Below are 22,524 nucleotides of genomic sequence, written 5' to 3'. Positions count from 1 at the left end.
ATTAAAGTGCGTAATTACCGCTAATTAATCAAGTGTCTCCAGATAAGTGAAGACGGCATCAGAGTTTTCACAAGTGACTGGACTACCTGCACTATCGACACCAATGCTACCGATACTAATGGCGCCCGTTGCATACAAGTGACCACAACTAACCGATGAAGTCGCCGCGTTAACGGCTCCCCCTACAAATGCGGTACCACGAAAAGAGGTGCCTGCACCCATGGTGAGCGCAGCGCCTACATTCCAGATGATAGTAGCGGTATCGGTGTCATCCAAACCCATTATCTCGAAATGAGTCGACGCACCCACCGTCAGCGCCTCACTAAGATTAATAACCCAAACGTGGTTCTCACCAACTCCATTCTCATTCGCATCAAAGGTAATGGTTGAGCTTGCGGCGATACTCACAGCACTGCCTTCCCATACACCAGGCGCTAACGTGCGTGTGCCCATAGTGGTCGATAATGGTCCATTAGCAGAGGATGGCGCGAGGTCAGATAAAGCGGACTGTGTGTCCGTTATCAGCGCTATCATGTCTGCCATATTACCAGCATTATGTATATCGCCGGCTTCAGCATTGTCATCTGAGTTGGCATGCTTAGTTAAAACGTCATTAGTCGAAGCGCCCGCGCCCTCCGTGATGGCTGCGCCAGCATAGACCGCTTGGACTTGAGCACTTGCGCCTAAGGTAATAGCGGCTCCGGCATGGATATTTTGGGCAATAGCGTTAGCGCCTATACCTGCGGCGGCACCAGAAAAGATGTTTTCAACGGTAGACAGAGCACCGGTGGTCACAGCAGCGCCTGCATAGATGTTGTGATCTATTACAGCGTTAGCTCCTATCACAACGGCCGCTTGTGCAGCGAGATCACCATTAACAGTGGAGCCTGCGGCTATATTTATCGCACCACCCGATATTGCAGCATGGGATTTAAACGGGGATGGTGGATTAGAAACTTTATTAACACTCACATTATCAATAAGAGGCCCCCAATAACCAGAGCCATTAACTGCAGAGAACTTTAACGTTGTTGATGTGTCGATCGCTTTAAAGTTATAAGTGTGTAATCCCCAAGTTAGATTATTATTCGAAGAAGCTGTCTGAGAAAAGATTTGACTAACTCCCGCGACTTCTACTCTCACTTGGCGAGGATTAGGGAAACCTGTGTGCGGACCTGAGAAGTAGAACTCAAGGCTATACGTTGCATTTACTACGGTACTAAACGTCTGTGAAATTGTCCCTGTATTGTTGAGACCTCCTCCGCTTATGTTAAGGTCAACAGCTTTTTTCCCGTTTTGAATAGGAGAAAATGAGTAATCATTATGCCAATCAACAGCCTGACCGCCTACACTCCAACCAGTAATGTATGACTCCCCCTGATTAACTTGTAACCAGCTGTAATTTGCACCGGTATAATCTCCGTTTTCGAAAGATCCATTGGTGATTAAGTTGTTCAGCTCGGCATTTGCAGGTGATGCCAAACAAACCAGCATTGCCGCTGGCAAGCAAGCTAATGTGAGTGTTTTAAATTTTTTCAAAATAATTTCCTTGTAAAAAAAAGTTCAAATCCCCAACTATGAGGCATTTTATTCCTGAGGTAAGGACTTCAGATTAATCAACACCCGGCAGGTGAACCGCCTAATAATTTGGTAATCAGAAGAGGCTACTGCCTATTAACTGTGGATTGGTCAATCATACCAAAAAATAAAATGTCAATGGTTTCATATGGTTAAAAATTAACTTGTTTTTAGTTTTCTGAAAGTGTAAAGGAACTGGACTCATGCATTTGGACTAGAAGGACAATTTACGAAAAATTATAAAGACTTTTAGGACTCTCCCGTGATGTCAATGTAGTACTCTCGCCATCGTGCCAATTTTAAGTATGAAGAACCAAAGGGGTCTTGAATTTTGAACACGATTAGGGTCTTGAATTTTGTGCAAAATACAAGACCCTGGGGTGCTTATTGAACACTGCAACCTGCATAGTTCGACACATTTTATGGAATACGAAGTGGCTTCGAACGCTTTCAATACGTGTTTGTTGTGTCAGCTTTATTTACATTTTTCATTTCGATAACCCATTAGGCTCAGTAAGCTGTTGTTTTAAAGTAAAAGTTATTAAGTGGCATTAACTGTGCCTAAAGTAGCAAAGAGGCAGTAGCCTCTTCTATTTGATAAAAACCTTAAGCACCGTCTATGCTGTGTTTTTCTCAAATTAAAGTCCTTACCTCAGGAATGCACCCGCCCATTTTGGGTCGATTTAAGCAATTAACAAGTCAGCCAATTAACAACAATTAACAAGACATCAGCCATCATAGTGTTACTGGTTGTCGGCAAAGCCGATGCTCTAATCTTTTGATTAATCCTCGCATGTATGTTCGCCGATCAAGAATTAACAGAACAGCCACGTTAATTATTCATACTTTAAAAGGCCGTTTAAACACCTTAACCTCTATCTCTGGTGGATTTGCCACTGTTTTTTCGCCTTTAAAGTTTCAGTTAAAAATGGCTTATTCTTGGGTCAAATGACATGGGTGAAACTGGTTTCTTTAGAAGCACTGCTTCGCCCAGTTGAACAGCTCGACACGGATGTCGAGATTGGGTGCGGATCATCATGGATGTGCGAGTGACTAAATTAAAGCGTTCACATCGGGCAGGAAAGAACATTCGTGACGACCTGCTAAATTTGCCAGATAATTGGATGAAGAACATAGTGGCGAGCAGCTTCTTTTTATGAAATACGTCCGCTGTATTTCACCCTTCGGGCCATCCCGAGGATGTTCACCAAGATTTGTTAGAACAAATCACAACAGCTTCAGCTGGCCTGCACGGCAGGTGAGCTACAAGAATGTAGCGAGTCAATTCGTTCCAGACGAATTTGTGGTTATTTTAAATTATCGATGTCAAAAACCAAATTGTAGAGAGCAGGGGAAACCTATACCTCAACAGCTATTATGTTTTTCCCTAAGCAACATAACGTTCTATTTTCCTCACTCAAATTAAACTGTGACCACACCATCCATTGCCTGTGTTTGATAACGTTTAAACAAGGTAGCTACACTTTCGTTTTCGACTGGAAAGCCCTTTTCTTGTAAAAACTCCTGATTATAAAGCTTAGAAAATGAACGTTCACCCACATCGCAAGCAAAGGTTACGATTGTTTTACCGGGCCCCGACACGGCGGCTGCTCGTATTGCGCCAGCAACATTTAATGCTGAGCTGCTGCCTAATACAATGCCATCGTTGTGCGCCAGAAAGTGAGCAACTGCCACGAGATCCTTGTCAGGTAAATTGACTGCATAGTCGATTTTGGCTTTCCTAAAGTTATCCACCGTGCGCATGATGCCGATACCTTCAGTAAATGAGCCTCCGCTTGATCGATATTCGTTATCTTTCAAATAGCTATAGATCCCTGAACCGTCGGGATCAACCAACCATATCTGTATGTCTTGGTTTTGCTGTTTGAGATAATCAGAGGTGCCTGCAATAGTGCCCCCGGTGCCACATACCGACACCAAAACATCGATTCCTTGTTCGGTCTGCTGCCAAATCTCGGGCCCTGTGTTTAAGTAGTGGGCTCGATAATTACTTAAGTTTTCAAACTGATTAGCCCACCAAAATTGCTCGTTTTCTTCTGCCATCCGCCGGGCTTTATGATAGAAGTGATTCGGGTCTTTAAAAGGGCAAGGTGGTACAAGGTGTAAATCACCACCATGCAAGCCGATCATGCGTTCTTTTTCAATGGTTTGCCCTTTGGGCATCACCACTTTAATACCGTAACCCAAGGCTTTTGCCACTAAAGCGAGTCCAATACCGGTATTACCCGCTGTGCCCTCAACGATAGTCATACCGGGTTTCAATTCCCCTTTTTTGACCGCATCAAGCACCATTTGTATGGCTGCTCGATCTTTAATTGAGCCGCCGGGGTTTTGATACTCACACTTGATGTAAATATCACTTCCGGTCAGCTTAGAAAGTGATTCTATCTTGAGTAGATCGGTGTTACCGATTAATTGGCTAATATTGTCAGCACGCATTGATTAGTTACTCCTAAAAAGAAAAAGCGGTTAATAACGACCATAAACATAAATCGGATAATGGTAGCTGTTTTATTGTAATTGGAGTCAAGGTTAACTTAAACCTCAGCATCCCTTATGATTTTTTCAAGCAACAATTAACAAGACAACAATTAACAAGACAACCATCATAGTGTTACTGGTTGTCGGCTCCGCTGATGCGGTTATCTTTTGATTTACCCTCGCATGTATGTTCGCCAATTATTTTTGATATTTAGCAGGGTGAAACTGGATTCCTTAGAAGCACCGCTTCGCCCAGTTGAACAGCTCGACAAGGAAGTCGAGATTGGGTGCTGATCATCATGGACGTGTGATTGACCAATTTAAAGTGTTTGAATCGGGGAGCGAAAGAAGATCTAAATCTCATAAATAATTGGATGAAGAACATTACCTCAATTTATCTTTAAAGCTCCTAACGAAACTTGGCTTAAACATGCTGCCTAGAATTTGGGCTAAGGGACCTTTTTAACTGCATTCATCTCGTCCAATTCTAAATAAGCGTGAATTCCTTATTTTAAAACCCAAGAATGAAAATAGTTTTGGCACTTTGTGTGTGTGGATTATGCTGTGATTGAGGACTTTATTATTTTGGTGTTTAGATTATGTCGCTGTTTAGGCTGGCTGGGTGATATGAAAACAGGAAAGAAGCATCAGGCAAATTGTCTGATGCTTCTTGAGGCCGCTCATTGATGAATACAGTGGCAACGACTTTGAGACTGTAATAAACCCTGATTGACAGGGTTTATTACAGCATACCGTCCCGGTTAATCACCTTTTTATAAGGGAAACTACTTTATCCAATAATTTAGATCCTGAGGGAGACTAACACTGCTCTCGGTAATATCACTACGAACACATGTTAATGTACCTTGATTAAGCTCACAGTTAGTAACCACACCCTTATTCAGGTCTATATGGAATTCACTAAGGTTTTCATCGGATTCACTCTCCGAGTTGCTCCTTGAGGTATACACTGAATTTTCATCCTGTGTTGTCACTGTGTACTGTCCTCCTTCATCCTTATACCAATTCTCCTTGTAAGCGCCTTCTAAATCGCTGTCGTATTTTTGCCATGCCTGAGTATCCGGGTCCAGGTAGGCGATGACTTCTGTGTCTATGGTCTCTTCATCACCTATATATTGACTATCATATCTCACATAAACGACATCGTTTTTCGCCTCAACTGGACAAAAACCGCCTGACGTATCGTCATCGGTATCAGGGGTGGTCGGCTCGCCGGCACAACCTGTAAACGCTGAATTGGTCAGGGTGACCCCCGCATTAGCCAAGGCACGACCGTGAAACGGTGAGGTTGGTCCTACACCAGTTATGGTGATCGCTGCGCCTGCGTAAATATTGCCTTTGAAGTCACCCCGAGTGATTGTCGCGGCCTCGGCGACCCACCAGTTGACGTTGCAAGCTTCACCACCGTTGGCCATATTGACGACAAAATCGGTACCGGTAAGCGCTCCCGTATCGGAGCCAACTTTGAAGATCCATTGGTCTGTAACATCCGAAGAATTGCTGTCCAGCTTCAGATCCAGAGTTAATACACCATTAGTGGTGGTTGATGCCGCATCGAAACAGTAAACCCCAGGCCCGAGGGTTTTGCCGGCCAGGCTTGTTAGTGTTTCTTCGCAGTAGAGAGCTTCCAGCTCGTAACGCTTATCCCTAAACTCAGTAATGACCTGGTCAGGAACGGGTATAACCTCATCCCCTGCATGGTGGCAATTAGTCTTCGTAATTGATACCTGAGAAGCCACATCACCGATGACCGTAGAGTTAGTACAGGTGACAGCCGCTGCCGCGCTTAATATGGCGAAGTCTGACAGCTTCGGTTCGACATCATTGGCGTGAGAGGAAACAGCGAATAGAGCGGTAATACCCAGCATACAAGGTGTAAGTTGTTTTTTGGTCGGTTTAAAAAAGCGTTCATATTTATTCATTTATTATTTTCACTGTAATATTTGATTTTCAGTGAAGCCATGCTAGCAAAAACTATTAACGCACCGTTAAGGTTTTGAGTATTGGATTTCATACCTTCGGATTAATAAAAAGACCAAAACCTAGGCGATGTTTTGATCCTAGTATCGTACGAATGTAATTTACCGACTGTATAAATCCACTTAACATCACATTATTAAAAAATAACAGGGTCAAGAGTCAAATGAAAAGGACTATCCACTTAGCCCGACCAACCACTACATGTTGTGGTTCCTTTATTTTGTCATTTAGGTCTTATTGGTGCGCTTAATTGACATAACGAATTGAAAAACTTAATGTCTTCTTAGAGTGATCTGCCGTCAGTCAATGCCTTTTCACATTTTAACTGATTCTAACGATAACGGACTGTCGAATTTTAACTTTACTTGGATGATTAGCACACCCGAATTACCTATATAATAGCAACGTAGTGCACACCCCAAGATTTTATCAATAAATTGGTAAAGTCATTCATACCTGTTGAACGCTGTAACCATCGTAGCCAGTCACACTTATCATCATACGGAGTTGATTTCAGTCAATTACTTAGTGATTATTGTGTCAGGTTTATTTACACCATTGATGTTTTTAAAAAAATTAATTTAATGTAAGTTATTGTTTTAATGAATTAAAATTCTTATGGCTCGTTTTTTGCTGGTGTTTCCGCGGGTGAGGTTTCACTTTAGGGCCACCATTTTCAATTTCGGGAGTGGATACAAGGAATAAATCATGACATTTAAATTTTTAAAAATAATTGGTATAGGTTTCATATTGAGCGTTAGTACCTTAGCTAACGCGACATTAATTGATAACGGGGACTATACATCAGATACCCAATCGGGGTTGGACTGGCTCGATTGGACGTTAACGACCGACATGACGCAGCATGATGCGCTTTTGCATTTTAGTCGGGCAGGTTGGCGCATAGCGACGGCGACCGAGGCGGTCGGTTTAATTGAGAATCACTTCAATGTTGTTGTTGGGGCAACCGGACATGCCGGCGGCGGCTCGGCTTCAGTGATTTTACCCGCAAAACATATTGAGTTTTTAAGTTTATTCGGGGACACAAGTGGCGGATTGTTTGCCGTCCAATCTGGGTCGACGATTGAGGGGTTCGGCCTCGTTGGGAGCGATGGTTCGTTAGTATTTGCGGGGTTCGAAGGGCTTTGGGATTTCAGAGATATCGACCAGTATTCTAAATATCTCGGCGTTGCGTTGGTTAAGGACGCGGCTGTGTCCGAACCGGCAGTCATTGCCCTATTTGCATTGGGGCTCGTTGGTATTGGATTTGCTCGTAGACGCCAATCTTAATACCTTGTCGCCTTTAACAGGACAGGCATGATAATTTTGAACTGTTAGATTCTAGAGCAAAGTATTCGCCTTCGCTGACTACCATCTAAGTTCGCTTCAGCTAATATCCCGGTCGTTTGCTATTGTGCATAATCGCGATGATGTAGATATGTTTTGATTGGATTTGATAAATAACAGAGAAAGGAAATCGTGAAAGTAAAAATCGATGGTGGTTTGCCCCAAACTTTGGCCAAGTCTGAGGGAGCGATGATATCGTATCGAACGCAGATTCTAACTCTGCGATAAAATCATTACCTAATCCTTGTGCTTGAAGTTGGTAACAATCATAAGATGATCGCGTGTCACTTTTTACGTCGGGATGTAACGACAGCGTAAACATATTATTTTACGATCTGACTTTTTATCTGCTCCCAACTAACCGCTTCCACTTCACCTGTTGCTAGCTCTTTGCTTCGGTCCTGAGATAGGGCTAACCAAGCAGGATCAACATCATTATTTGGTTTTTCTTCAAGTGAAGACAATAAACAATGTGCGACTAATGCTTTTTCACTGGATGTCATATGTTCTATATTTTCAAGTACATATTTCAAAGCTTCAGACATATTTAATACCCCCACCAACAAAGAAGTAAGTTTATCACTGCATTGGCACTTTTGAATAAAAAAGTATAATTAGCAGCATAAGGGCAGGTCTTAAGTTTGCACAAAATACAAGATCTGCCCCCCCCCACTCTTTGCAATCAAGGCAATCAGAGCAAAAAAAAAAGGGGGGGAGTGAATTTTATTACTATTCACACCCCCCTTTTTTTCCGGAATGAAACTCTCTGGGCTATTCTTGCTGGTCTTATTTACTTAACTTGCTGCTTGTTCTTCGTGTTGATGGCCGCCTTCACCATGAACATGGCCATGAGTAAGTTCTTCTTCAGTCGCTTCTCTCACTTCAATTACCGAGCCTGAAAAATGCAATGTTTTACCTGATAACGGGTGATTAGGATCGACAGTGATATCATCACCGTCAACTTTAGCGACCGTCAATTGAACCGGGCCGTTTTCAGCTTGGGCATTAAAAACCATGCCTGTTTCAATGCTTTCAACGCCTTCAAAGACTTTGCGAGGCACAACTTGTACTATTTCTTCATTGTATTCACCGTAGGCATCGGCCGGTTCAACGGTTACATCAAACTCTTCGCCAGGGGCTTTACCCACAAGTGCAGCTTCTAAACCGGGAATAATATTGCCTTGGCCATGTAAATATACCAGTGGTGCAGCCCCTTCTGAGCTATCAACAACTTGGCCTTCGGTGTCTTTCACTGTGTAGTTCAAAGATACTACTTTTTGATCTGCAATCATTATTTCATCCTGTCATATTTAGTCAGTTGTATTTATAGCGAAGGTGGATGCCACCAATATTCAAGTCGCTCAAGCACAATTGCACTATAAATGTCTCAGCATAAGAATTTGGGGCTTTCTCACTCAATTCAAGGGGGGTCTTTAGAACATGGTGCTGATACTTGCTGGCAGACCCTCTGCGCTTAGGATCACTAAAATCTGTATGATTCTGATAAGCTGACTTGCGGGGTCAGAGACGTTGATTTCTTTGAAAAAATAATGACAGAGATACCCATTGTAAGAACCAATATAAACATAATTAAATCAATATATTACGTAGAATAATTGGCAGGGAAGCCACGATAACTATTTATTATAAAAAGAGCTTTTCTAATTCATTCAGTATCATCCCTGGTGACGCCTCCACTGCTTTTCCGTATTTAAAGTTTCAGCACAAAAAGGCTTCTTTCAAAAAAAACCTTTTCGTATGACTTTTTACCTACAGCAGCATAAAGTAAGCAAAAATGAAAAGAACAGCCATCGTAGTGAGCATAGTGGTGCTTAAGTAACGTTTTTCAGTTTAAGGGCGAACCAACCCCGCCCTTAGTTGCATCGCCTTTACTCTCAAAGCGCAACTTTGAGCATGATCATTCACCATCCCCATTGCTTGCATAAAGGCGTACATAGTAGTGGGGCCAACAAATTTCCAGCCGCGTTTTTTTAAGTCTTTAGATAAAGCGACGGATTCTTCGCATGTCGCCATAAACTCTGTGGCAATAGCTTCATCACGCTTTGGCTCAAATTGCCAAAAGTAATGGGCTAATGAACCAAATTCTGTCATCACTTCTTGCGCCCGTTTGGCGTTGTTTATGGTGGCAGTGATTTTACCGCGATGGCGCACTATGCCAGCGTCTAGCACTAAACGCTCAACATCGTCATCGGTAAACTTAGCCACAAGGTTAAAATCGAAATTAGCAAAGGCGGCTCTGAAATTTTGGCGCTTTACCAATATAGTTAGCCAGCTCAGGCCAGACTGAAATCCTTCTAAACAGATTTTTTCGAATAGTCGCTGATCATCGGTAACGGGGTAGCCCCATTCGTTTTCGTGATACGCAACATACTGAGGCGTTGCCTGACACCAAGCACATCGAGCTTTTCCATCCTCGGCGATATAGATTTCTGACATAGTTAAATTTCACTTATTTATTTAAAAGAAAAGCGAGTTGCTCATTAGTTTGATTAGCTTTGATTAGGTTCGATTTCAATCATCTCATTCATTATCCAAAAAAGGCATTAACTCTTGGGTTTGGTTATTCCACCTATGTCTTTGTGAGTACCCGATTATGCCTATTTTAGTTACCAATGCGAGTGAATAATAAATTACTACAATGAGTACACCAATCGAATGACAGTGATATCTACAAAAGCGATAGTTCAATATTAATTATCTAACTAAGAATTAACAGCATAGTCATGATAACTAATTCATTCAGTTCAATTTTTGGTGTACTGCCACTGTATTCCCCGTGATTTTTGACAAGGAATAACCTTGATAGCCGGGCTGCATTGTTACAAAGTAGGTACCGCGGAACGTGTTTTAACGCTTAAAAATCAGAATCAATGTTCTGCTCCCAAAACACCACATAAAGCTCTCAGAGTAACTAAAAGAGTAACTAAAAAATATAGCCTGCAACCATGAGTATAATTGGACTTACTCCCAAGCAATGCTTATTCTATAAAAGCAGATTTTACTGAAAAATCAAACTTTTTTGTTATATCTTTGTTAATGGCGCTAAGGCAGGCACAGCAATTATGGACTCTATTCTACTGATTATTTTTATCTCTTTGGCCATTGCCAGCGTGCTTAATATGGTCTTAAAAAAATTCTCTGTCTCCCACATTATCGGCTATATCATTACCGGTACGATCATTAGCAATATCTTCGATTTTAACGGCAGCGAAAATTTAAACTCTTTAGATTTAATTGGTGAGTTTGGCATAGTATTTTTGATGTTTACCATAGGCTTGGAGATGTCTTTTGCTAAGCTCAAGAAAATGCGTGAAGTGGTGTTTATTAACGGTACTTTGCAAGTGGTGCTCAGTGCTGTAGTGATTTACCCCGTGGCCCATTATATTTTTGCTCTGGACCCCATCCCATCTATTGTGATTGCTTTGTCTTTTAGTTTGTCGTCTACCGCCATCGTGCTGACTTACTTAAAAAAATCTAAAGATATCATGACACCTTATGGTGAAAAGTCAGTGGCTATCCTGATATTTCAAGACCTGGCGGTGATACCGATTTTGTTATTGATTAGCTTTTTAGCCAATAACGAACTGTCTATGCAGGAAATCCTAATAAAAACCTTGCTGTCGGCGGCTGCGGTGATCATTTTTATGTTCACCTTGGGTAAAAAACTGATTGAATGGTTATTGCATTTTTCCACCCATGCCAAACTTGAAGAGCTGTTTTTAGGCTCAGTTTTGACCATAGTGATTGGGGCATCATTATTGGCTCATGAAATGGGCTTTACTTATTCCCTCGGTGCTTTTATTGCGGGGATGATTATTGCCGAGACGCACTATCACGTGAAAGTTGAATCAGATATTGCGTCATATAAAGATATTCTGCTGGGTGCATTTTTCTTTTCTATTGGCACTAAGATAGATATCTTTTATTTTTACCGAGAGTTCTTTTTGGTGTTAGGGGTATTGCTGCTGGCCATGTTAGTGAAAGCCGCGATCATTTTTACCTTAATTCGCCGCAAGGCCACCAAGAGTGATTCCATTAAGTCAGCCATCGCCTTGTGTCAAATTGGTGAGTTCTCTTTTGCGATTTTTTCTTTGGCGACCAGCCAGCACATCATCTCTGAAGAGTTAGGTGGTTTTCTGATTTTAGTCACTGTGTTGTCGATGATAGTCACGCCTTTTATGGTGAATAATATCTATAAATTGGCGTCTTATTTTGTGGTGGAGTTTTTTGAATCAGACAAAATTACGCCTATAGCCGCACACAATCATATTATTATTGGTGGTTTTACGATAGTAGGGCGCATTGTTGCCAGCGAACTGAGTAAACAAGGTAAAAACTTTGTGATTATCTCTGACAATTTAACCCATGTGTTACTCGCCCGCGAACGCGGTTATATGGCCTATTTTGGTCACTTGGAAAAACTCCCCGTATTGGAGTCACTCAGGGTTGAGCAGTCATCCAGTATTATTATCACCATGAATACCTTGGTAACCAAAAAAATCATCTGCCAAGCAGTGCTGGATTATTATCCCCAGGCCAAACTGATTGTTAAGGTAAATAGCCGCGCCGAACAATCTGCTTTGTCGGGTCTGAATATTCATTCTTTTGTTCACGCCCGCCATGAAGCAGCATTATTACTGGTGAAAAAGAGTGTGGGATCCGCTGCTGCAACTGACCTTTGAGTAAAGTGCAAGTGTCAGCAGTTAATAAAAAAGTATCTGGCTCTAAAGCATTCAAGTCAAAAGCCCGTAAGGGAGCAGGTGACCCTCAGGGCATAAAACTATCAATACTTCTCTCCCTTGGTATGGCACACTTTGCAGCGAATCGATTAGATGGCAATGGTTGTTCAAGAATGGGTAATCAGGGCTACAAACACAGGAATCAAACTTAGATGGCAAAAAAAACAAATTTATGGCAAGTAATTAAAAGTGTTGCTGCTAGTGTGTTGGGTGTACAAAGTGATGCCAATTACAAAAGTGATTTTGAACAGTCGTCTTTTGTACCTTATGCCATAGTCGGTGTGTTATTTGTGTTGGGGCTGATTGGTATCTTGGTTTTAATTGTGAATCTGGTGCTATAAAACATCGACGGTTAAATCTGACTTAATGCTTCAAGGGCGTTTCTGTCTAAAATCACGACTTCTCCATATCGCAGGGTAATCACTTTTTCTTTTTGTAAACCTTGTAAAATTTTGTTCACTGTTTGCCTAGAGCTATGAATAAGTTGCGCCAAGGCATCTTGAGAAATCGTAATCTCCATACTCTTTGATTGTTGTTCTTCTAGTCCCTGATACATCAGGCTTAATCTTTTACATAATTGCCCTTTCAATGATAGGCAGCCTGTTTCATCTATCAGGCTAAAAGTGGCGCGTACTCTTTGGCACAGCAGGCGCATAATATGTCGAGACCATTGATGGTGATCTATAAATAATTGCTCAAAAGCGGATTTAGGCACTTTTAATAGTGTTGTTGTACCTTCAGCATGAGCATCGTGGGTACGAGGTTGACCGTCTATCAGTGAAATTTCACCAAACCAATTGCCGGGTTGGATCCAGGTTAAGACTAGCTCTTTACCTTCGACTGTGAAATTACTGATACGAATACGCCCTATAACAACACAATGAAAGCCATCAGCTAAGTCATTTTTTTGATGCAATGTTTGTTGGTCGTGTAGGACTTTTACCTTACCTTTTTCAAGCAACATATCAGCTAAGGATTCTGGCAAAGAAGCAAACCACGTATTTTGCGAGAGGATTTTTTGGATTTCATTTGAATGCATAAAAATGTCTCAATTGTCGTTTTGGCGACAGTTTCAATCGTGCTTAGTAGCTTATCTTAAGCTGATGATTATTCAACTAAGAGCGGATCAAATGCTAACTTCAGTAAAACAACAAGTCAGTGAACAAGAATGGCAAGTAAGAGTCGATTTAGCCGCGTGTTATCGCGCCGTGGCTATGTTTGGCTGGGATGATTTAGTGTTCACTCATATATCTGCTCGCGTACCTGGGCCTGAACATCACTTTTTAATTAACCCTTATGGTTTGATGTTTGAAGAAGTCACGGCTTCGAATTTGGTCAAAGTGGACCTGCAAGGTAAAAAAGTGATGGACTCGGATTACGAGATTAATCCAGCAGGGTTTACCATTCATAGTGCGGTGCATGAAGCACGTGAGGATGCTCAATGTGTGATGCACTTGCACACTGCAGCCGGTATTGCTGTGTCTGCAAGCAAACAAGGTTTGTTGCCTCTAAGTCAACAATCCCTGTTTGCACTTTCGTCATTGTCTTATCACGACTATGAAGGTGTGGCGCTTAATCCTGATGAGAAAACCCGCCTTGTGGCAGATTTAGGCGAAACCAGGTTTATGATTTTGCGTAATCATGGATTGTTAACTTGTGCTGGAACGATTGCCGATGCATTTTTGGGAATGTATTTACTAGAATGCTCTTGCCAAATTCAACTGAAAGCTCAGGCCAGTGGCCAAGAACTGATCCTGATACCTGCCAATATTTTAGCCGGCATTCAAGCTCAAGCAAAACAAGTCACACGTTCTGCAGGAGGAAGCTTGGCATGGCCAGGAATATTGCGTAAATTAGACCGCACTAATCCTGGATATGACAAATAACATTTGAATCAATTAACCTTTGACAATTATCAAAAGCATGCAGATTTCAGTGAGTTATGCGACCATCGTATAGCTCATTGGCAATCACTTAACTTTCATCAAGATCCAAACAAAGACGTTATCTTGTTTATTCATGGCTTTCCAAGTGCCGCTTGGGATTGGCATTTTCAGTGGAAACATTTAGCCGGGCAATATCGTTTACTCAGTCTAGATTTATTGGGTTTTGGTTTATCTGATAAACCCACAGAACATCAATATAGTTTGCTGGAGCAAGCCGACATTGTGCAGGCATTGCTGAGTAAGCTAGGTGTCAAGCAATACCATATTCTGGCACACGACTATGGTGATTCGGTCGCTCAAGAACTATTAAGTCGACAGGAGGCTATCGATAACGCGGCTAAGATTCAGTCTATTTGCTTTTTAAATGGTGGCTTATTTGCTTCTCATCACAGACCTCTGTTTACCCAGAAGTTATTGAAGAGTCGGTTCGGCGGTTTAGCCAGTCACTTTATGAATAAGGCAAGTTTGAGCCGAGGGTTTAATAAAATATTCGCTGCTAACAGTCAGCCAAATACCCATGAAATAGATACCTTGTGGCAGTTGCTTGAACATAATAATGGCAAGAGGGTTTTGCCTAAGTTATTAAGTTACCTTGATGAACGCAAGCAACATGGAAAACGTTGGGTAGAAAGCATGATCAGCACATTGGTGCCTTTATATTTTATCAATGGTGTGCACGACCCTATTTCGGGGCAACACATGCTTGACTATTATATCGACATTATTCCCCATCCTAGAACGACTGCCCTAGATGTTGGGCATTATCCACAGCTAGAGGCTCCAGAGAAGGTGTTGTCTTTGTATCAGACTTTTTTGACTGAAATTAAAGGTTGATTTATCAACACTTAACCCTATAACCGATATCGTTTTTTCAGATAATCTCAATGAACTTGTTAATATGTCGGTTTGGGAGTCGGTAGATGCTCTAAGGAATTTTATGTTCAAGAAGCGAAAGATAGGTTGGCGATACTGAATGAGAAAGGTGAATCAGCACAAGATTTTACCTTTAAAAAGGTGTGTTCTCCGCCTTAATAAAGTATTTAACACAACAGAACCATGTTTTAAATTATCCACATGGTGGCATAATGCCGCCACTTCCAGATACTTATCCTAAGTAACCATCATGAAAATTTATTACGAAGACAGTATGCCTTACGGGGCAGAGTTTTTTTCTGAACTTGGCGAGTGTGAAGTGTTTTCTCACAAAACAATTAACGCTGATAGGTTAGCCGATGCAGATGTATTGTTGGTGCGCTCTACCACTAAGGTGAATCAACAGTTATTAGCTAAAAATAAGCAGCTTCAATTTGTGGCCACGGCTACGGCTGGCACTGACCATGTAGATCAACAATATCTGGCGAGTCAAAATATCCCTTTTATTTCGGCAGGTGGCTGTAATGCGGTTGCTGTGGCTGAGTATGTGTTAAGTGCCATGTTGGTCATGAGTAAAAGGCTTAACTGGCAATTGGCTGACAAAACAGTGGGTATTATTGGCGCAGGGCATGTGGGCACTGCTTTGGCAAGAGTTTTGACCGTTTTGGGTATTAACCATAAGTTATGTGATCCGCCTCTGGCTGATGGGGGGGACGGGCGAGAATTTGTGTCAATGCACGATATCATGCAGTGTGACGTAATTTCCTTGCATGTACCTTGGGTTAAAGACGGACCCTATCCTACACAAGACTTATTTGATAAAGCGAGACTGACAGCACTTAAAGACAATCAGCTTTTGATCAATGCATGTCGAGGAGAGGTGACCAATAATCAAGCCGCCCTGGCACTTTTTGAGCAAGGTAAGTCACTGAATTTAGTGCTCGATGTTTGGGAGAACGAACCTAGTATCAATCTTGATTTAATCCCCCACACGGCTTTGGCTACTGCGCATATTGCAGGTCACACCATTGAAGGCAAAGCCAGAGGAACAGAAATGCTGTATTTGGCTTTGTGTAAACATTTAGGCATTCAAGCTGACAAAAAACTCTCTGATTATTTACCCAAGGCACAACCTAGCCAAATACAAATAAGTGAAAAACAAGATTTTTGGCAAGTATTGCACCAGTTAGTGTTAGATGTGTATAACATTGAGACAGATGATCAATATTTCAGGGCCAATATGCACAGCGCCGATCAGTTTAGATATATCCGAAAACACTATCCTATAAGAAGAGAATTTTCAGCAATTGCGCTAAACACTGGAAATTTTGCTGATTCGAAGGCAATCTACGGCGTTGGATTTTTGCCCGCCAAATAGGTGGGGCATATAATTCAATGCAACCCATAATTTAAATTTTTAGGAGTAAAAAACCATGTCTCGGGCCTTTGATGTCGCCGTGTTGGGCGCTACTGGATTAGTAGGACAACACATGATCGAAATTCTTGAACAAAGAGATTTTCCGATCAACAAACTTTATCCATTAGCCAGTGCTCGTTCTGCTGGTGGAAAGGTGACCTTTAAGGGAAAAGAGATTACCGTTTTAGATGCTGATGAATTTGATTGGAGTCAGGTACAACTAGGCTTCTTTTCTGCTGGTGGCAGTGTCTCAGAAAAATTCGCACCTATTGCAGCTGAAGCGGGATGTGTCGTCATCGACAATACGTCTCAATTTCGCTACGAAGCCGATATTCCATTGGTGGTGCCAGAAGTGAATCCTCAAGCATTAGCTGATTTCCGTAATCGTAATATTATCGCTAATCCTAATTGTTCTACTATCCAAATGATGGTGGCTTTAAAGCCTATTCATGATGCTGTTGGCATTGAGCGTATTAATGTATGCACCTATCAGTCTGTGTCTGGTGGTGGTAAGGCGGCAATCGACGAGTTAGCTCATCAAACTGCGGCGCTGCTAAGTGGCAAAGAAGTGAAAACTGAAGCCTTTAGTCGCCAAATTGCTTTCAACGTTATCCCACAAATCGATGTCTTTATGGATAACGATTACACCAAAGAAGAAATGAAGATGGTTTGGGAAACTAAAAAAATCATGGGTGATGATACTATTTTAGTGAATGCCACTGCTGTACGTGTACCCGTATTTTACGGTCACGGTGAAGCCATTCATCTCGAAACACGCTCGCCAATAGACGCTGAAGAAGTAAAAGAATTGTTAGCCAATGCGCCGGGCATAGTGTTGCATAGGGAAAGAGACGCGTTTCCTACCCAAGTCAGCAGTGCTAGCGGTAATGATGATGTGCATGTTGGTCGTATCAGAAACGATATCACCCATCCTAATGGGATTAATCTATGGGTTGTTTCAGACAACGTACGCAAAGGTGCGGCAACCAACAGTGTGCAGATTGCTGAAGTGCTTATCCGAGATTACATGTAAATATACATTAAGGTCGGTTGCGGCTGCAAATATCTCAGAGATATGCAGCCGCAACCGACCCTCATCAATTCTTTCCAATTGCCGATAACATTTTAAATTAGTCTCTTTCCAAATCAGCTCGTCATTCTAGATCAAACAGAGCAACTGGTTTATAGTTATGGGCGTATTTTACGCGACTTTTTCAAACTTGGAATACGACTTGCTTATTAATGTGAATTATTATGAATAAATGTGTTAAAATCCAATAAAATGACACTATGTGAAATCGCATAACTAGTTAATTTATATAGATAAACACTTGTAACTATTTTCAAAAGAAACACATAAAGATATTGTGCAAGTTGAGTGTTGCGGTGTGTCGTGACGTCAATCATAACGAGGGGCTATATTTTGGGGCGAGAAGGAATCATATGAATTTGCGAAAAATAGCAATACAGCTTTTAATTGTGCTGAGTTTTGTTACTGCTATTCCTGCTGCCAATTCTCAACAGGGTAATTTAAGAGGTCCTAAAAATTCAGCGCCTAGGTCATCTGAATCACAACCTCAAGCCCAGAGCGGTACTCAGTCTGACGGTTATGGACCTATAGTTTCTTCGGATACGTTATGGCAAATTTCTCAGAATTATCGTCCTAATCGCTCCCAGTCTATTTATCAGGTAATGCAAGCAATATACGAGCTTAATCCTGACGCTTTTGAGCAACAAAATATTAATTTGTTGAAAGATGGTTCGATATTAAGAATGCCATCGGAAGCCTACATCTCTGGTATTAATAACAGCCAAGCCCAACAAAAAGCTATGCAAGACATACAGAGCGTAAACTCGAACCCATCAAATCAACCAAGACAACAAGCCTCAAATGCGGTGGCTTTGGATCAAACCAGGGAATTGATAGAGCAAAAATTAGGAGCGATTGACGAGGCACAAAATCGCCAGTTTATGGCCATTCGGAAACAATTTTCCGAATCTATAAACAGTGTGCAAAGCATTCTGGATGAGAATAAAAAGTTATCTGAAAGACTCAATAAAGTTAATGCCGACATTGATGAAATGCGCAGTGAGGAACAACAAAAGACTCTGCAAATGAATCAAATTGGCGAAAGTATTGAAGAGCTGTTAGTGAAATCTCGTCAAGATGATGCGCTAAAAGATGCGCAAATGGCGGAAAAAAACGCGTCTTGGTTAGATAATCCGATTATGCTGATATTGTTGTTCACATTACCGGTTTTATTAGTCCTTACTGCTTTTGCTTTTTGGATGATTAAGCATAAAACCCCTGCGGTTGTTACACCAGAAGATGATGATGTGGATGAATTTTCTTTGGATCCTCTCGCCGCCGAAATGGATGATTTGTCAGACGCACTAAGTGCTGAGCTGTCCGCAGATACCGATGATGAATTAGACGATGATAACTTGTTTCGGGATGACGACCTACCCGATGATGTGTTATCTGAAGAGCTTGAAGAATCGTTAGATGATGCCTTGGGAGACAGTATAGATGATTTACTTGAAGAAGAATTTGAAGTCGGTGCTGAGGTTGTTGAGCAAGATGACTTAGATAGTTTATTTGATGAAGACGACGATTTATTAGCTGAAGTACAAGACAACGAAGATAACTCTGATCTTGAAAACATGTCGATCGAGGAAGATGAACCACAAGTCGATGCTGAAGTTGATGACATGGAATATGTGGAGGATGAGTCACTACCTGTTGCAGTTGATGATGAAACTGCTTCTGAATCTGTGTTAGATGATGAAGAGCCGCCTGAGATCAGTATTGATGAATTACTTAATGAGTCACAAGATGACATCAGCGAAAATTCTTTAATAGATGACTCAGAAGATATCAATGAGGAAGTTTTACAGAGCCTCGATAAAGAAATTATTTCTCAAAATGAAGAGCTAGATACTGTTACCGGCACTCTCATTGACGAGCTGGAACAAGTTGAACAAATGCGTTCCATGTTGCCTGACGATGATGATGAAGACGATGAAGAATTACTCGGAGTAGAGGAGCCGCAGCTTGGTATTCAGAAGCTTGAAGACTTAGCCGAAGAGCTTGATGAAGATGTATTGGCCGATGAATTTGATGAAGAAGATATAAAAGATATAGAAGTTACAGAGGATGAAATCGAAGTTGATATATCTGAAGTTCTAAATGAAGCACAACTACCAGTTGAAGAAAAACCGTCAGTTGAGCCAGAGCCGGAGGTTGAAACTGAGGTGTTAGCTGAGCCAGAGTCAACGGTTGAAGCTGAAGAGTCAGTTGAGCCAGAGTCATTAGTTGAAGCTGAAGAGTTAGTTGAGCCAGAGCCAGTAGTTGAAGCTGAAGAGTCAGTTGAGCCAGAGTCATTAGTTGAAGCTGAAGAGTTAGTTGAGCCAGAGCCAGCTGTTGAAGCTGAAGGTTTAGCTGAGCCAGAGTCAGCCGTTGAAGCTGAAGGGTCAGTTGAGCCAGAGTCAGCCGTTGAAGCTGAAGAGTCAGTTGAGCCAGAGGCGTTAGTTGAAGTTGAAGAGTCAGTTGAGCCAGAGTCAACGGTTGAAGCTGAAGAGTTAGTTGAGCCAGAGCCAGAGCCAGAGCCAGTAGTTGAAGCTGAAGAGTCAGTTGAGCCAGAGCCAGTAGTTGAAGTTGAAGAGTCAGTTGAGCCAGAGTCATTAGTTGAAGCTGAAGAGTCAGTTGAGCCAGAGCCAGTTGTTGAAGCTGAAGGGTTAGCTGAGCCAGAGTCAGCCGTTGAAGCTGAAGGGTCAGTTGAGCCAGAGTCAGCCGTTGAAGCTGAAGAGTCAGTTGAGCCAGAGCCTGCGGTTGAAGCTGAAGAGTCAGTTGAGCCAGAGCCTGCGGTTGAAGCTGAAGCCTTATCTGAGCCAAAAGCTGAACTCGAAGCGTTAACTGACGACAGTATTGATGAAGAAGATGAGTTCGATACAGAGTTAGATACAGACTTCGATATACCAGCCAACAGTGACACGACATTAGATGAAGATCAGCTAGAAAAAGCCTTAGAAGATTTTGAGAACGAAGAGTTGGATGAGGTGCTAGAAGACCTTACATCGAACGAACCTGCCTCTATTAGTTCACTTGATGATCTCGCGTTCTCGGCTGATGATTTTGTCACTAAAGATGAACCAAGTAAGCCATTTTCTTCGCCACCAACTCTAGATGATAATGAATCTAGTGAAGATTTTGACGATAGTGAACTTGATAATGCATTTGATGAAACTATCGATGGGTTATCGTTTGAGTCATCACAAAAGAGTAGTGATGAATTAGATGATTTACCAGGGTTGGGGGATTGGTTAGACGAGGATGACGTCAAACCTAACCAAAAGCAGACTAATGCTGCTGAGGATGGGATCATAGAAGAGCTTGAAGGCTCAAGCTTTGATGAAATGCTCGAATCTATTGATTTGGACGATGACACATCATTGGACGATGATGATACCGGGTTTGACATCGCCGCTTTATTGGATGAAACGCCTGAAAGTGAAGATAACGATGTTAATGAACAAGATACAGAAGACTTTTTGGACGTTGAGGCATTACTAAATGAAAGCTTTGGTGCTGACTCTGATGATGAAATGGATAAAGCATTAGATTTAGATATCCCCTTAGAGCCTTTCGTCAATGAACAAGACAATCTCGAAATGATAGATGTTGACGCCGACGACGGTTTAGGCGCTAAGTTAGACTTGGCCCATGCTTACATTGAGATCGGTGAAGACGATTCAGCAAAAGAATTATTAGATGAAATTTTGCAAAAAGGCAGTGCAGAACAAATTGCTGAAGTAAAAACAATTTTAAATAAATTGGATTAGAGTTTGTATTGCGATCTCCCTTAAAGTTAGGTAGTTTTTTACTACTTAACGAATTATTTTAGTTAAGCCAACAGGAAGGCTGAGAAATCTAAAAATGGCGTGTTTATGACACATTGCATATCCCAAGCTCAGATCGGTTACAAACCATTAAATAGTCATAAATTGAGGTGGCGAGCCAGGGTCGGGTTTTTCTATCCAAAACTGTCATTAGAAAATGTCGATACAGGTTGGCTATCGCCTGTTACCTATACCCAATCAGCTGTGAATAGTTGGGTAGGGGAGGAGAGGAGCTTCGTACTGTTGGATTAGAATTGAAACTATATAGCCTAGGTCGCAGTCGCAATAGCCCAATCTCGTAGAAGTTGTAATCGTTTAGATACGGTGTTTCTGTTCAATCACTCATAATATTGTTTCGCCTATGGGATCACGCTAGTGCTGATTTCCATTGTTTATGGTGATTGGTACCATTTCTATCTGGCGCAATGACTGGCCAGATAGAAAATATCTGAGTTGTTATGTGCTTAGAAAAAACTATAAACCAGCGTCACTGCAGTTTGGGTATCTAGGTTGTCGATATCGTCAGCTACATCAGAGTTATGATCAAGGATAAGCGATACCTTGAGGGATAAACCGCCGCTGATTTGGGCAGATACCGATGTTTCCGATTTAGACTTAGTATTGTCACTGCCGACTTCAGTACTGAGCAATTGCTTGAACTGTGCGGTGTCAGAAATTTTCCATTGGTAGTCCAAAGCGGCCCTAACAATCACTCCATCTTGATCTTCACCTTCACTCGTTTCAGCAAATGAGTAACCAGGACCAATGCTGTAACTAAATTTACTGGCATCGTCTTCCCACATTTTTTGTGACCAACCAACTGCTAGGGTTGCTTGGTAGTTAAAGCTGCTAAATTTGTCGTCTTCATATGAGGCAAAACCAAATAAACGATGGTCAGGGTTTTCTAATTTGTAGTTACCTTGGCCGGATAAAAAGTACTTTTGCGCAGTTGTTTGTTCTACATTATTGATTTGATCTTTTTTGTACAACGCTTCTAGGGTGAAGTCATTGCTCCACTGGGTCAGTTCTTGATGGGCAGACAACTTGCCTTTAATAGACGTTGTTTCAGTGTTACCTGTTGTTGCAATATAACCAAATTCGCCATCCATAGAGAAGGATTTTACTTCGTCTGCAGCAAATACATTTCCAGCGGCACATAACCCAAGTAAAATGAGAGGTTTATTCATTTGTATATCCTTTA

Annotated in this window: 19 protein-coding genes and 1 pseudogene; 11 read left to right on the top strand and 9 right to left on the bottom strand. The window is 41.7% G+C overall.

Features of this window, described 5'->3' with window-relative positions; all coding sequences use genetic code 11:
• Positions 1-24: 24 nt before the first annotated feature.
• From CXF95_RS20800 to CXF95_RS20785, 3 genes are all read right to left on the bottom strand, one after another.
• On the bottom strand, positions 25-1,539 hold the full coding sequence (locus CXF95_RS20800) for a choice-of-anchor C family protein (protein WP_101200485.1): 1,515 nt from the start codon (positions 1,537-1,539) through the stop codon (positions 25-27).
• A gap of 1,461 nt (positions 1,540-3,000) precedes the next feature.
• The gene (locus tag CXF95_RS20795) at positions 3,001-4,038 is read right to left on the bottom strand and encodes a cysteine synthase A (protein ID WP_101200484.1); all 1,038 of its coding nucleotides are present in this window, start codon (positions 4,036-4,038) and stop codon (positions 3,001-3,003) included.
• 827 nt (positions 4,039-4,865) lie between these two features.
• Complete coding sequence (locus CXF95_RS20785; RefSeq protein WP_101200483.1) at positions 4,866-6,023, bottom strand: ice-binding family protein; 1,158 nt, start codon at positions 6,021-6,023, stop codon at positions 4,866-4,868.
• Between the two features lie 766 nt (positions 6,024-6,789).
• Here CXF95_RS20785 and CXF95_RS20780 point away from each other — a divergent pair.
• Positions 6,790-7,371: a PEP-CTERM sorting domain-containing protein gene (locus CXF95_RS20780; RefSeq protein WP_101200482.1), complete on the top strand. Its 582-nt coding sequence runs from the start codon at positions 6,790-6,792 to the stop codon at positions 7,369-7,371.
• Between the two features lie 100 nt (positions 7,372-7,471).
• Here the strand turns inward: CXF95_RS20780 and CXF95_RS31575 are convergent, their stop codons facing one another.
• The 4 genes from CXF95_RS31575 to CXF95_RS20760 form a co-directional block, all read right to left on the bottom strand.
• Complete coding sequence (locus CXF95_RS31575) at positions 7,472-7,750, bottom strand: type II toxin-antitoxin system RelE/ParE family toxin (protein ID WP_101200481.1); 279 nt, start codon at positions 7,748-7,750, stop codon at positions 7,472-7,474.
• A 1-nt stretch (position 7,751) separates the two neighbouring features.
• The gene (locus CXF95_RS20770) at positions 7,752-7,973 is read right to left on the bottom strand and encodes an addiction module protein (protein WP_101200480.1); all 222 of its coding nucleotides are present in this window, start codon (positions 7,971-7,973) and stop codon (positions 7,752-7,754) included.
• A 249-nt stretch (positions 7,974-8,222) separates the two neighbouring features.
• Complete coding sequence (gene slyD / locus CXF95_RS20765) at positions 8,223-8,723, bottom strand: peptidylprolyl isomerase (protein WP_304528710.1); 501 nt, start codon at positions 8,721-8,723, stop codon at positions 8,223-8,225.
• Between the two features lie 556 nt (positions 8,724-9,279).
• Positions 9,280-9,885 carry a DNA-3-methyladenine glycosylase I gene (locus CXF95_RS20760; RefSeq protein WP_101200478.1) on the bottom strand — a complete coding sequence of 202 codons (606 nt, stop codon included), beginning with the start codon at positions 9,883-9,885 and terminating at the stop codon, positions 9,280-9,282.
• Between the two features lie 626 nt (positions 9,886-10,511).
• Here CXF95_RS20760 and CXF95_RS20755 point away from each other — a divergent pair.
• Genes CXF95_RS20755 through CXF95_RS20745 form a run of 3 tightly spaced genes read left to right on the top strand, consistent with a single transcriptional unit; the run spans position 10,512 to position 12,529 of the window.
• A complete protein-coding gene (locus CXF95_RS20755) occupies positions 10,512-12,131 on the top strand; it encodes a cation:proton antiporter (protein ID WP_101200477.1) in 1,620 nt (539 codons plus the stop codon).
• A gap of 11 nt (positions 12,132-12,142) precedes the next feature.
• Positions 12,143-12,340 (top strand): hypothetical protein, encoded by a 198-nt coding sequence (locus tag CXF95_RS20750; RefSeq protein ID WP_157828193.1) that lies wholly within the window; start codon positions 12,143-12,145, stop codon positions 12,338-12,340.
• On the top strand, positions 12,341-12,529 hold the full coding sequence (locus CXF95_RS20745) for a DUF2970 domain-containing protein (protein ID WP_101200475.1): 189 nt from the start codon (positions 12,341-12,343) through the stop codon (positions 12,527-12,529).
• 11 nt (positions 12,530-12,540) lie between these two features.
• On the opposite strand, the gene CXF95_RS20740 is transcribed toward CXF95_RS20745, so the two are convergent.
• Positions 12,541-13,227, bottom strand: coding sequence for a Crp/Fnr family transcriptional regulator (locus CXF95_RS20740; protein ID WP_101200474.1), 687 nt, complete (start codon positions 13,225-13,227; stop codon positions 12,541-12,543).
• Positions 13,228-13,318: 91 nt separating this feature from the next.
• Between CXF95_RS20740 and CXF95_RS20735 the strand changes: the two genes are divergently transcribed.
• The 7 genes and pseudogenes from CXF95_RS20735 to CXF95_RS30825 all read left to right on the top strand — a co-directional run.
• Complete coding sequence (locus CXF95_RS20735; protein ID WP_101200504.1) at positions 13,319-14,074, top strand: class II aldolase/adducin family protein; 756 nt, start codon at positions 13,319-13,321, stop codon at positions 14,072-14,074.
• Positions 14,075-14,077: 3 nt separating this feature from the next.
• Positions 14,078-14,968, top strand: coding sequence for an alpha/beta fold hydrolase (locus CXF95_RS20730; protein ID WP_101200473.1), 891 nt, complete (start codon positions 14,078-14,080; stop codon positions 14,966-14,968).
• 64 nt (positions 14,969-15,032) lie between these two features.
• Positions 15,033-15,107 (top strand): hypothetical protein, encoded by a 75-nt coding sequence (locus CXF95_RS31570; protein ID WP_369809335.1) that lies wholly within the window; start codon positions 15,033-15,035, stop codon positions 15,105-15,107.
• A 150-nt stretch (positions 15,108-15,257) separates the two neighbouring features.
• Complete coding sequence (locus CXF95_RS20720) at positions 15,258-16,385, top strand: 4-phosphoerythronate dehydrogenase (RefSeq protein WP_101200472.1); 1,128 nt, start codon at positions 15,258-15,260, stop codon at positions 16,383-16,385.
• Between the two features lie 55 nt (positions 16,386-16,440).
• On the top strand, positions 16,441-17,457 hold the full coding sequence (locus CXF95_RS20715) for an aspartate-semialdehyde dehydrogenase (protein WP_101200471.1): 1,017 nt from the start codon (positions 16,441-16,443) through the stop codon (positions 17,455-17,457).
• A 410-nt stretch (positions 17,458-17,867) separates the two neighbouring features.
• Positions 17,868-21,266 carry a FimV/HubP family polar landmark protein gene (locus tag CXF95_RS20710; protein WP_101200470.1) on the top strand — a complete coding sequence of 1,133 codons (3,399 nt, stop codon included), beginning with the start codon at positions 17,868-17,870 and terminating at the stop codon, positions 21,264-21,266.
• A 117-nt stretch (positions 21,267-21,383) separates the two neighbouring features.
• Positions 21,384-21,622 (top strand): annotated as a pseudogene (locus CXF95_RS30825) (hypothetical protein); the annotation flags it as partial.
• 165 nt (positions 21,623-21,787) lie between these two features.
• On the opposite strand, the gene CXF95_RS20700 reads toward CXF95_RS30825, so the two are convergent.
• Positions 21,788-22,510 (bottom strand): YdiY family protein, encoded by a 723-nt coding sequence (locus CXF95_RS20700; protein ID WP_101200469.1) that lies wholly within the window; start codon positions 22,508-22,510, stop codon positions 21,788-21,790.
• Positions 22,511-22,524: the final 14 nt, after the last annotated feature.

The sequence above is a fragment of the Paraglaciecola sp. MB-3u-78 genome (assembly GCF_002835935.1).
Lineage (GTDB): Bacteria > Pseudomonadota > Gammaproteobacteria > Enterobacterales > Alteromonadaceae > Paraglaciecola.
Note: the sequence above shows the minus strand (reverse complement) of the source record. Positions and strands in the feature narration are given on the sequence as shown.

Excerpts from the sequence above, each read along its gene's own strand:
- CXF95_RS20795 (WP_101200484.1), bottom strand. The coding sequence starts at position 4,038 with ATGCGTGCTGACAATATTAGCCAATTAATCGGTAACACCGATCTACTC.
- CXF95_RS20785 (WP_101200483.1), bottom strand. The coding sequence starts at position 6,023 with ATGAATAAATATGAACGCTTTTTTAAACCGACCAAAAAACAACTTACA.
- CXF95_RS20780 (WP_101200482.1), top strand. The coding sequence starts at position 6,790 with ATGACATTTAAATTTTTAAAAATAATTGGTATAGGTTTCATATTGAGC.
- CXF95_RS31575 (WP_101200481.1), bottom strand. The coding sequence starts at position 7,750 with ATGTTTACGCTGTCGTTACATCCCGACGTAAAAAGTGACACGCGATCA.
- CXF95_RS20770 (WP_101200480.1), bottom strand. The coding sequence starts at position 7,973 with ATGTCTGAAGCTTTGAAATATGTACTTGAAAATATAGAACATATGACA.
- CXF95_RS20760 (WP_101200478.1), bottom strand. The coding sequence starts at position 9,885 with ATGTCAGAAATCTATATCGCCGAGGATGGAAAAGCTCGATGTGCTTGG.
- CXF95_RS20755 (WP_101200477.1), top strand. The coding sequence starts at position 10,512 with ATGGACTCTATTCTACTGATTATTTTTATCTCTTTGGCCATTGCCAGC.
- CXF95_RS20745 (WP_101200475.1), top strand. The coding sequence starts at position 12,341 with ATGGCAAAAAAAACAAATTTATGGCAAGTAATTAAAAGTGTTGCTGCT.
- CXF95_RS20740 (WP_101200474.1), bottom strand. The coding sequence starts at position 13,227 with ATGCATTCAAATGAAATCCAAAAAATCCTCTCGCAAAATACGTGGTTT.
- CXF95_RS20735 (WP_101200504.1), top strand. The coding sequence starts at position 13,319 with ATGCTAACTTCAGTAAAACAACAAGTCAGTGAACAAGAATGGCAAGTA.
- CXF95_RS20720 (WP_101200472.1), top strand. The coding sequence starts at position 15,258 with ATGAAAATTTATTACGAAGACAGTATGCCTTACGGGGCAGAGTTTTTT.
- CXF95_RS20715 (WP_101200471.1), top strand. The coding sequence starts at position 16,441 with ATGTCTCGGGCCTTTGATGTCGCCGTGTTGGGCGCTACTGGATTAGTA.
- CXF95_RS20710 (WP_101200470.1), top strand. The coding sequence starts at position 17,868 with ATGAATTTGCGAAAAATAGCAATACAGCTTTTAATTGTGCTGAGTTTT.
- CXF95_RS20700 (WP_101200469.1), bottom strand. The coding sequence starts at position 22,510 with ATGAATAAACCTCTCATTTTACTTGGGTTATGTGCCGCTGGAAATGTA.